The organism is Aerococcus sp. HMSC23C02, from assembly GCF_001806805.1.
In the GTDB taxonomy this organism is placed as follows: domain Bacteria; phylum Bacillota; class Bacilli; order Lactobacillales; family Aerococcaceae; genus Aerococcus; species Aerococcus sanguinicola.
Map to the genome: position 1 here is coordinate 190,109 of NZ_KV786044.1, position 10,136 is coordinate 200,244.

Genomic DNA, 10,136 nt, shown 5'->3' on the forward strand with positions numbered 1-10,136 from the left:
TTCTGCATCCTCGAACCCGACTACAGGGTGTGAGGGCTGGCGAGAGTACAATAGCAGCTAGTTCTTGTCTATGTTCTCGCCCTAGCCATAGTCAAGCACGACGAGTGTGGCTTAATCAAGGTGAAGCCACAATAAAAGGTTAGGAATGTGTGTAAATCCTTGCCAAGCCACAAGCAAGTACTGCGAATGTGGGTGACTGAGTTCTAGCCCACAATCGAGAAGGGCAACTGTGGCTTAACAGGAAGCCAGCCACAGTTAAGTCCCCTAAGTGTGGCTGGCAGCGTCTTAGTTCGATCTGGAGGGGAAGTCAATACGCCTTGCCGCTTTTTAAGCTAACTTGAATGTGTCATAAGTTCAACTGGTCGCTTATTTATAAAATTAAGGAAAATAATCTGGAATTTTGAAGACAGTCAGGCGCTTTAGTGCTATTATTGGATTATTATCGATGAGGAGGGGCAACTTTGTCCAAACGTAAATATTTTAGACCCTTTGATAGCCTACGCTTTCTGTCGATGCTGGCTATTATTTTCTATCATTATACAAAACACCTCCTACCAGGGGGCTTTTTAGCTGTAGACATCTTCTTTATCCTCTCGGCCTTCTTAATTAGCGGGCGGATGGAGAAGGGCTATCAGATGACGGGAGAATTCCCGCGTTTTTGGTCGACTTTTTTCAGGCGGCTGGGACGACTCTTCCGGCCCATGCTCTTCGTCCTGGTGGTGGGGACTTGCTATCTCTTGGTCTTTCGTTTTGACCTCTTGACTAATCTGCCACGCATGTTCTTCTCCAGCTTGGTCTTTGTCAATAACTGGTCGCAGATCCTAGCGGGAGGGTCGTATTTTGCTGATTTCGCTCATCCTTCGATCTTCACCCATCTCTGGTACTTGAGCATGTATGCCCAGTTTCTCTTCTTGTGGCCGGCCCTGGTTCGTTTGGTCAGGCCCCATTTAAAGTCTGCCAAAGAGGCTTCCTTTTTGTACTTCATCCTAGCTGTTCTGAGTGCTATTCTGATGGCGGTACTTTTTGATCCGGGGAAGGACCCGAGTCGCGTCTATTACGGGACGGATACCCGACTCTTCAGTTTTGCCTTAGGGGCCGCAGCTGGAACAATGATGCAGACGGATAAATTCCGTCAGATCATCAAGAAGGGGGCCACTTGGTTGACTTCGCTCTTGACCTTGGGCATCGGGGGCCTCATTTTCTTCATGATGCGCTATTTAACGGATTCCTGGAGTCTGACCTACTATGGCGGGATGTTTGTCTTTGACCTCTTAGTGCTTGCCTTTCTGGTCCTCTTAACCCTGCCAGGCAACTTGATCACTAGGGTCTTGCGCTTCCGTCCCTTATCTTGGTTAGGTCAGATGACTTATGGGATGTATCTCTTCTACTATCCTGTCTTTATCATCTTCCGTTCAGCGCCTAAGTCGTCTAACTTCTTCGTCTCTTCGATTGCTTGGCAGCTGGCTCTCATTATTCTGCTTGGGGCCCTGACCCATATTGTGGTGGTCCACCGGAAGGCCTATGTTCCTATCTTCAACCGGCCTAAGGGAGTCCCCCTCCAGTTAAAATCAGGCTTCAGAGCGGCCTTGTCCTCTCAGACTCCTCTAGCTAGCCGGATCGCCTTCTGGGCCTATCTCGCGATGCTAGTGGGGACTGGAGTCGCGCTCGCCCTGGCACCGATTGAACATGAAACGGCCGACCAGATCCGCCAGGCCGAAGAGCAAAAGGCTGCGCTGAAGAAGCAAAACCAAGCTATCGCCCAGGGTAATGTATCGGATCCGGCCAGCGAAGAAGAAATAAAAGCCTATATCGACCAATTGCCAGCCGACCAACAGGGCTTCCTCTCCTCGCTTCCTAAAGAACAGGTGCAGATGGCCCATAACCTCCAGGCGACTTTTATCGGCGATTCCTTGCTCTTAGGAGCTTCTGAAGTCCTGTCGATTACTTATCCTAATTCCTATATCAGTGCGGAAGTGGGCCGGCAAGTCTATGCCATTGCGCCGGTGATTGAACAGCTTAAAGCCAACCAGGCCCTCTTTAATCCAGTGGTCATTAACTTGGGAGCTAATGGCGGCTTTTCCAGCCAGCAAATCGTGGATATGGTGGAACAGATCGGCAAGGACCGGACGATTTACTTGGTCAATACCCATGTTAACCGGCCTTGGCGCGACGAGGTGAATGCCAATCTCAAGACTGCCGCTGATCAATTAGGGGATAAGGTTCACTACCTGGATTGGAATGCCTACTTCAATAGTCAGGAGGCCGCACCGAGCTGGCTAGGCGACGATGGGGTCCACTTCAATGATGAAGGCCGTAAGCAGTGGGTGGCCTTTGTGACCCGGGCTATCTATGAATCGGAGCACCAAGAACTACCTGAAGATAAGGAAAAGAAGAGCCAAGATTGACCCTCGCTTCATAAGTTTATGATTGCAGTCTTAAGCATTTTAGCGTAAACTGTAAGTATCACCTTAATATGTGGCAGGGTTGACCATTCAGCCTTTAGAGGCGGTTTGGCAACTCAACTGATTAAACAAAGAATAATGGACTCTGCCGGACTTGCGGTAGGGTCCTTTTAATTAAGGAGGCAGCTATGGAAGATACGATCGTTCGTGTCGAGGACTTAATCTTTGCCTATCAAGAAGACCAAGAAAGGCCCACTATCCAGGGAGTATCCTTTGAAATTAAACGGGGCGATTGGCTAGCCGTTATTGGCCATAATGGGTCAGGGAAATCGACCTTGGCTAAGCTCATCGATGGGCTCCTGGAGGCCCAATCCGGCCATATTTATGTGGACGGTCAAGAACTTTCCGAAGAGACGGTGTGGGAGATCCGCCAAAAGATTGGCTTTGTCTTCCAGAATCCGGATAACCAGTTTGTCGGGGCGACAGTAGAAGACGATGTGGCCTTTGCTTTAGAGAATGCAGGCATTCCTAGAGACGAGATGGTTGAGCGGGTCAATCGGGCCTTAGACCAGGTCAATATGACCCAGTACAAGGACCGGGAGCCTTCTAGCCTATCTGGTGGACAGAAGCAGCGGGTGGCTATTGCGGGCGTCCTCGCCTTACAACCAGAAGTGATTATCTTGGATGAAGCGACGGCCATGCTAGATCCAGAAGGCCGACATGAGGTCGTCTCTTTGATGCAGGACATTAAGGAGAGTCAGGAGATGACGGTCCTATCCATTACTCACGACCTCAATGAAGCTGCTATGGCAGATCAAATCTTTGTCGTGAACCGGGGGCAAATCGTCAAAAAGGGCCGCCCGGAAGAAATCTTTAAGGAAGGCCAGGCCCTGGTTGAGATGGGCTTGGATGTTCCCTTTGCCGAACAATTAAAGGAGGCCCTCCAAGCACGGGGGCTTGACATGCCAGAAGCTTATTTAACGGAAGAAGGGTTGGTGGACTATCTATGCAAATTGAATTCGACCAGGTAGGCTTTGCTTATGGCGCAGGGACAGCCTTTGAGATGCAGGCCCTGCATGATGTCAGCTTAACCATCCCAGATAAGAGCTTTACAGCCTTGGTTGGCCATACAGGTTCAGGCAAGTCGACAGTGATCCAACATCTCAATGCCTTGCTCCTTCCTAGCTCTGGAGAGGTCCGTTTGGGCCATTTTGTTCTAAACTCGGAAAGTAAGGGTAAGGGATTGAAGGACTTGCGTGCTAAAGTCGGCATGGTCTTTCAATTTCCGGAATCCCAACTCTTTGAAGAAACCCTTTTGGCCGACGTTATGTTCGGGCCTAAGAACTATGGTGCTAGCGAAGAAGAGGCTCGGGAACGGGCCTTGGAAGCCTTAGATTTAGTGGGCATTGCTCCTGAGCTCCATGACCGGTCTCCCTTTGAATTATCGGGCGGCCAGATGCGCCGGGTGGCTATTGCCGGGATCCTCGCCATGCAACCGGAAGTGCTCGTCTTGGATGAGCCGACTGCCGGTCTGGACCCTAAAGGCCAAAAAGAAATGCTGGAAATGTTCTACCAGCTCTACCAGGACAAGGGCTTGACAGTGGTTTTGGTCTCCCACCATATGAATGACGTGGCTAAGTATGCCAACCATGTCATCGTTATGGAGGGCGGTACTTGTATCCGCTCAGGTCGTCCTGAAGAGATTTTTCAGGATCCTGACTGGCTCCACCAGCACCAGTTGGACTTGCCGGATAGCCTGCACTTTGCCCGGACTTATGAAGCTCAAACGGGCAGGGCCTTAAGCGGGACAGCTCTGACAGTGGACCACTTAGCCGATGCTATCCTGACAGATTTAGGAAGGGGGCTAGACTCCAATGAAGGATAAATTTATCCTAGGGCGTTATTTACCGGGGAATTCCTTCATCCACCGCTTAGACCCGCGTGCTAAGTTGCTGGCTATGGTTCTTCTCCTGATCTTTATTTTCTTTGCTAATAATGTTTGGTCCTATGCCCTCTTATTTGCCTTTGTCATGTTTATGGTGGCTTTGACGAATATTTCCCTGTCGGTCTTTATCAAGGGCTTACGTCCCATGGTGGTCTTGATTCTCTTTACGGTGATCTTGCAGCTCTTCTTCACCCGGACAGGGGAGGTTATTTGGCAGTGGGGCTTCCTAGTTTTGACCAAGGATGGCTTGATGAATGCGGCCTTTATCTTCTTGCGCTTTGTCTTGATTATCTTTATTTCAACCTTGCTCACCCTGACCACCCAGCCCTTAGCCATAACCGACGCTCTCGAAAGTTTATTTTCACCTTTCCGTAAGGTCTTACCTGTCCACGAGATGGCGCTTATGCTCTCCATCGCTCTGCGCTTCGTTCCGACCTTAATTGATGAGACGGATAAAATTATGAATGCCCAGCGCGCACGGGGCGTGGACTTTAATGAAGGCAATCTTTTTGAACGGGTGAAAGCCTTTATTCCAATCTTAATCCCGCTCTTTGTCAATGCCTTTAACCGGGCTTATGACCTAGCTACGGCTATGGAGGCGCGGGGCTATCGCGGGGCAGAAGGACGAACCAAGTACCGGGAATTGACCTGGCAGGGCCGAGATACCCTATCGCTTGTCGTGGTAGGTCTGGTCTGCCTAGGGCTTCTTTTCCTTAAAGATTAAGGAGGCGATTCTTTGCAACGTTACAAGGTGACTTTGGCCTATGATGGCAGTCCCTATGTCGGCTTTCAAGTGCAGCCCAATGGACCTAGTGTCCAGGGGGAGCTACAGCGGGCTTTAAAATTGATGACCAAGGGCCAGGCGATTAATGTTCATGGCTCTGGACGGACAGATTCTGGGGTCCATGCTTATGGTCAGGTGGTCCACTTCGATTACCCAACGCCGATAGCTGAAGAGGCGCTCCTGCGTGCCCTGAATAGTATCTGTGACGATAGCATCTGTATTCAAAAGGTCGAAGCGGTGGAAGACACTTTCCACGCTCGCTACCATACCTCGGGCAAGCGCTATATTTACCGGGTGGAAGGGGCGCCTTTCATGTCCCCCTTCAAGCGCCACTATGCCCTCCACCATCCCTATCGGACAGACCTTGACCGTATGGCCCAAGCCTTGAGCTATGTTAAGGGCCAGCATGATTTTGAAAGCTTTTGTTCAACTCATACCGATAAGACGAATTTTGTGCGTACCATTTACCGGGCAGAAGTACATCCAGGAGCAGACCCTTCTAGCTATTACTTCCTCTTTGAGGGGGATGGCTTCTTGTACAATATGGTCCGTATCTTGGTGGGCACCCTGCTCCAAATCGGCGACGGGCTTAAACCGATTGAGGAGATGCCCCGTTTGCTTGAAGTCCGAGACCGCAATGAAGCGGGCCCCACTGCAGCCGCTCATGGCCTCTACCTGGATGAAGTTTTCTATTTATCAGCAGAAGACCGGGCTCAAAAGACCGCCCAGTGGTTGAACTTTAAGAAGGAAGCAGATTTTGATGCATAGGAAGAGGAGGCGTTTGTTCTGTTACTTGTTATTTTTCTTGGCATTGTGGTGTCACTCTTGCTGGTAGGATCGTCCTTTTATTTATACAAACGGTCGCGCAATAAGTGGTACTTGCTCTTTATTGGCATTGGCCTCTTCTTTTGGGTCTTTGCGACGGCCATGCTCTTTATGACGATCTCTGCTTAGTATCATGTTTTATAGGCTTAAATCAACTTTGGAAGGCAAAAAAACTCCCAGCCACAGATGGACTGGGAGTTTTTTCTTATCCTGTGAATTATTCAGCTAACTTAGCTTCTTGGTCTAGGGCCGCTTGGGCTAGGATGTTGAGATAGTGCCATGGGCGGTCAAAGTGAGGTTGGAAGAGGAAGTCGACATAGGCTAAATCTTCAATGGTCATATGGTTTTGGATGGCCAAGGAGAGGGTGTTGGCGGATTGGGTGATGTCATACTTGGACATTAATTGGCCCCCAACGATCCGACCGGTGCCCACTTCGTAAACAAGTTTCATATGAACGACTTCATTGGTTGGCATGAATTCGGGACGGTAGAAGTCCTTGACATAGACAGAACGAGTGTCTAGGCCGAATGATTCAGCTGAGCCATCGTTAACCCCTGTCGAGCCAATGTTCCAGCCAAAGAGTTTCAAGCCAGAAGTAGATTGGGTACCACGATATTCGACACGGTCCTCTTTAATGTTCTTACCTACTAAGTTCCCCATACGAACGGCATTAGTAGCCAATGGAATGTAGGCATGGCCGTCATTAGGGTTGTAGTTCACGGCGCAAGAGTCGCCACAAGCGTAAATATCTGGGTCAGAGGTATGCATGAAGTCATCGACGATTAAGGCACCGTTGTCGAAGGTCTTGAGGTCGCCGAAGAGTTCATTGTTAGGTTTGAAGCCGACACATAGGATGGCCATGTCACATTCATATTCACCCTTATTGGTCCGAACAGCTTTGACAGCACCATTTTCATCTGCAACGAAGCCATCAGCAAGTTCTGACATGTGGATTTCAACCCCATGTTCTTGGATGGTTTCTTCTAAGATATCGGTCATTTCGCTATCGAGATACTTGCTCAGTGGGTGAGGCATGCCGTCGATGAGGACAACTTCCTTGCCGGTTTCAGCGAAGGCTTCAACAAGTTCAATCCCGATATAACCCCCACCAACAACAGCTACCCGTTTCTTATCGTCTTTCTTAGCGATAATTTCTTGGGCATGGTTAAAGTTCTTGCAGAGAAGAACATTGTCAAGGTCTAAGCCATCAATTGGAGGAATAATTGGCCAAGAACCTGAAGAAAGCACTAACTTATCATAGCTATCTTCAAAGACTTCGCCTGTCTTCAAGTCTTTCACTTGAACTTTCTTGTTGGCTTGGTCAAGTTCTAAGACATCGTGTTCCATCTTCACATTGGCGCCGAGTTCAGCTAAGGCATCTGGGCTAGAGTAGAAGAGGCCGTCAACATCCTTAACAACGCCACCAACATAGAGGGCAATCCCACATGAGAGGAAGGATACATTATCGTTCCGTTCATAAATGGTAACATCGATGTCATCATTTTCATTTAACATAGTGGTTACTGCAGCAGTTCCGGCATGGGTACAGCCAATTACAATAACTTTCATTTGACATTCTCCTTTATTATTAAAGTAAAATTTATTACTAACTCTTTCACAATCTTATTATACATGATGATACCGATTTCACAAGCTATTAACTTTCAAAAATATACAAAAAATGTTCTATTAATAGAACTATCATTAAATTTATATCTTGTTAAGAAGGCTAAAAAGCTACTATGAAAGCCTTATTATATCCTTTTTTGCCTTTTTCAGGTCTCCTTATTCTAAGAAAAAACTAATCAAATTTCGCTTTATAATAAACAATAAATGTATTTGTCTTCTAGCTCTTGCTCAATAATTATGAAAGGGCTTTTAATTGTAGTTTGGATGGCTTTATGTCATGATAGAATCAGTAATAATGGCGCAAACTAGCAAGCGATAACAGAAAGAGGGATAGCATGAAAAGCAAAGCAGCAGTGGCTTTTGGGCCCAATGATTTAAGAATGGTTGAAGTAGATGTTGAGGATCCGCATCCAGGTGAGGTAATGGTTAAGATTGCCCACACCTCGGTTTGTCATACGGATATTTATAGCTTATCAGGTGATGACCCATCGGCTATTTTCCCTTGTATCTTGGGGCATGAGGCCGCGGGGGAAGTGGTAAAAGTTGGGGAGGGCGTTGAGAGCGTTGAAGTAGGCGACCATGTGATCCCCCTCTGGAAGCCAGAATGTGGGAAATGTGACTATTGCCAGAAAGGCTTGAACTTCTGCTCGGCGATCAGTGAAACCCAGGGCCAAGGCGTGATGCCCGATGGAACGCCGCGCTTCTCTTATGAAGGTAAGCCAATCTATCATTTCATGGGGACTTCAACTTTCAGTGAATATACCGTCCTACCTGAGATTGCCTTGACTAAGATTGATCCCGAAGTGCCCATGGATGAAGTCTGCCTCTTAGGCTGTGGGGTAACCACTGGAATTGGGGCTGTCCGCAATGATGCTGCCGTTTATGAGAAGGCAACTGCGGCTGTCTTTGGTATCGGGACGCTGGGTCTAGCTGCCATCCAAGAACTCAAGCGGACGCAAGCCGAACGCATTATTGCAGTCGATATCGATTCCAACAAAGAAGAAGTAGCCCGCGACTTCGGGGCGACGGACTTCATCAATTCGAGCGAATTGGACCGCCCTGTTCAGGAAGAAATTATCGAATTGACCGATGGCGGGGTTGACTTCAGCTTTGTTTGTGTGGGCAATACCGACGTGATGAATGCCGGTCTTGAAGCTACGCACAAGGGCTGGGGTGAAAGTGTCATCATGGGCGTTGCTGCCGGCAATGACAAGATCTCAACCCGTCCCTTCCAATTGATTACCGGTCGGACCTGGCTAGGAACTTCCTTTGGTGGGGTCACTGGACGTACGGGACTCAGCGAATTAGTGGAAGAATACTCTGAGGGTGGCATTGACCTCAAGCCCTTCATCAGTCACCGCATTGCCTTTGACGATATTGAACAAGCCATTGAATGGCAAGAGAACGGTGAATCCCTGCGAGATATTCTGACTTTCTAGGAGGTTTAACCATGGAATTAATTGAAAGTAAGAAAATTTTTGGCGGAGACCAGGTCCGCTACAAGCACGACTCCAAGGTCCTTGGTTGTGAGATGGTCTTTAGCCTCTTTCTGCCAAAAGAAGCCCAGGAGCATCCGGTACCCCTGGTCTGGTTCTTGTCGGGGCTGACCTGCGATGACCAGAACTTTTCCACCAAGTCAGGCTTCCAGCGCTATGCAGCAGACTTGGGATTAGCGGTCTTAATTCCGGATACCTCTCCACGCGGATCAGAAGTCGCCGATGACGAGGCCTATGACCTGGGCCAAGGCGCTGGCTTCTACCTCAATGCCAGCCAGGAACCCTGGGCTAGCCACTATCGGATGTATGATTATCTATTGGAAGAGCTCGCTGAGCTCGTTGAAGACTGCCTCCCTCATGGCTCTAGCCAACAAGCCATCATGGGGCATTCCATGGGCGGTTACGGCGCTTTGATGATGGGGCTTAAAAATCCCCAACGCTTCCAAAGCATCTCGGCCTTTGCTCCCATTTCAAATCCGACCCAAGTGCCTTGGGGACAGAAAGCCTTCAGTGCCTATCTCGGACCTGACGAAAGTGCTTGGGCTGACTGGGATCCTGTCCACTTGATCAAGGAAGCCAAAGATGAAATTCCTATCTTCATTAGCCAAGGCACAGCAGATGAATTTTACCCTGAGCAATTGGCTGAAAGTGCCTTCCTGGAAGCAGCAGAGGGCGCTGACTACCCCGTCCGCTATCAAAAGGAAGAAGGCTATGACCATTCCTATTACACCATTTCAGCCTTTATTGGCAAGCACTTGAAATTTCATAAAGGGTATTTATAAGATCTGAGTGATTGCGTTTAGATTTAAATAGGACCACAAAAAAAGAAACTGGGCCTTGTTTCCAGTTTCTTTTCGTTTATAGTCAATTATTTTAGTTTTCTATTTCTTATTAATTAGTCATTGAGTAAGATATAGTTTCAATATCAGCTAGTTTTCGAGCAGGAGTGGAGCTTTGAATTTGATCGTTAGCCATGAATAAGCAGCGAAGCGAATTATGGAGCGTAGGCTTTAGCCGTACGGTCCGTTTGAGTCTCGCTAGGCGAGAGACCTTG

At 48.3% G+C, this 10,136-nt stretch carries 8 protein-coding genes; 7 read left to right on the top strand and 1 reads right to left on the bottom strand.

From position 1 onward, the window contains the following. The first annotated feature begins 461 nt into the window (after window positions 1-461). From HMPREF3090_RS05055 to truA, 5 genes are all read left to right on the top strand, one after another. Window positions 462-2,405 (top strand): acyltransferase family protein, encoded by a 1,944-nt coding sequence (locus HMPREF3090_RS05055; protein ID WP_083272386.1) that lies wholly within the window; start codon window positions 462-464, stop codon window positions 2,403-2,405. A gap of 185 nt (window positions 2,406-2,590) precedes the next feature. Next, window positions 2,591-3,433, top strand: a complete 843-nt coding sequence (locus HMPREF3090_RS05060) for an energy-coupling factor ABC transporter ATP-binding protein (protein WP_067972973.1) — start codon at window positions 2,591-2,593, stop codon at window positions 3,431-3,433. Beyond that, entirely contained in the window at window positions 3,409-4,287 is an 879-nt protein-coding gene (locus HMPREF3090_RS05065; protein ID WP_067972970.1) for an energy-coupling factor ABC transporter ATP-binding protein, read from the top strand. The genes HMPREF3090_RS05060 and HMPREF3090_RS05065 overlap by 25 nt, the downstream gene beginning before the upstream one ends. Continuing rightward, complete coding sequence (locus HMPREF3090_RS05070) at window positions 4,277-5,071, top strand: energy-coupling factor transporter transmembrane component T family protein (RefSeq protein WP_067972967.1); 795 nt, start codon at window positions 4,277-4,279, stop codon at window positions 5,069-5,071. Before HMPREF3090_RS05065 ends, HMPREF3090_RS05070 begins: the two co-directional genes overlap by 11 nt. 12 nt (window positions 5,072-5,083) lie before the next feature. Next, on the top strand, window positions 5,084-5,899 hold the full coding sequence (truA, locus tag HMPREF3090_RS05075) for a tRNA pseudouridine(38-40) synthase TruA (protein ID WP_067972964.1): 816 nt from the start codon (window positions 5,084-5,086) through the stop codon (window positions 5,897-5,899). Window positions 5,900-6,173: 274 nt separating this feature from the next. Here the strand turns inward: truA and HMPREF3090_RS05080 are convergent, their stop codons facing one another. Beyond that, window positions 6,174-7,526: an FAD-dependent oxidoreductase gene (locus tag HMPREF3090_RS05080; RefSeq protein ID WP_067972961.1), complete on the bottom strand. Its 1,353-nt coding sequence runs from the start codon at window positions 7,524-7,526 to the stop codon at window positions 6,174-6,176. 395 nt (window positions 7,527-7,921) lie between these two features. Here HMPREF3090_RS05080 and HMPREF3090_RS05085 point away from each other — a divergent pair, with 395 nt between their 5' ends. Both HMPREF3090_RS05085 and fghA read left to right on the top strand, forming a co-directional pair. After that, window positions 7,922-9,025: an alcohol dehydrogenase catalytic domain-containing protein gene (locus HMPREF3090_RS05085; RefSeq protein WP_067972958.1), complete on the top strand. Its 1,104-nt coding sequence runs from the start codon at window positions 7,922-7,924 to the stop codon at window positions 9,023-9,025. 11 nt (window positions 9,026-9,036) lie between these two features. After that, the gene (gene fghA / locus HMPREF3090_RS05090; protein ID WP_070486083.1) at window positions 9,037-9,864 is read left to right on the top strand and encodes an S-formylglutathione hydrolase; all 828 of its coding nucleotides are present in this window, start codon (window positions 9,037-9,039) and stop codon (window positions 9,862-9,864) included. The last annotated feature ends 272 nt before the right edge of the window (window positions 9,865-10,136 follow it).

Coding starts and splice junctions, on each gene's coding strand:
- HMPREF3090_RS05060 (WP_067972973.1), top strand. CDS start 2,591: ATGGAAGATACGATCGTTCGTGTCGAGGACTTAATCTTTGCCTATCAA.
- HMPREF3090_RS05070 (WP_067972967.1), top strand. CDS start 4,277: ATGAAGGATAAATTTATCCTAGGGCGTTATTTACCGGGGAATTCCTTC.
- fghA (WP_070486083.1), top strand. CDS start 9,037: ATGGAATTAATTGAAAGTAAGAAAATTTTTGGCGGAGACCAGGTCCGC.
- HMPREF3090_RS05080 (WP_067972961.1), bottom strand. CDS start 7,526: ATGAAAGTTATTGTAATTGGCTGTACCCATGCCGGAACTGCTGCAGTA.
- HMPREF3090_RS05065 (WP_067972970.1), top strand. CDS start 3,409: ATGCAAATTGAATTCGACCAGGTAGGCTTTGCTTATGGCGCAGGGACA.
- HMPREF3090_RS05085 (WP_067972958.1), top strand. CDS start 7,922: ATGAAAAGCAAAGCAGCAGTGGCTTTTGGGCCCAATGATTTAAGAATG.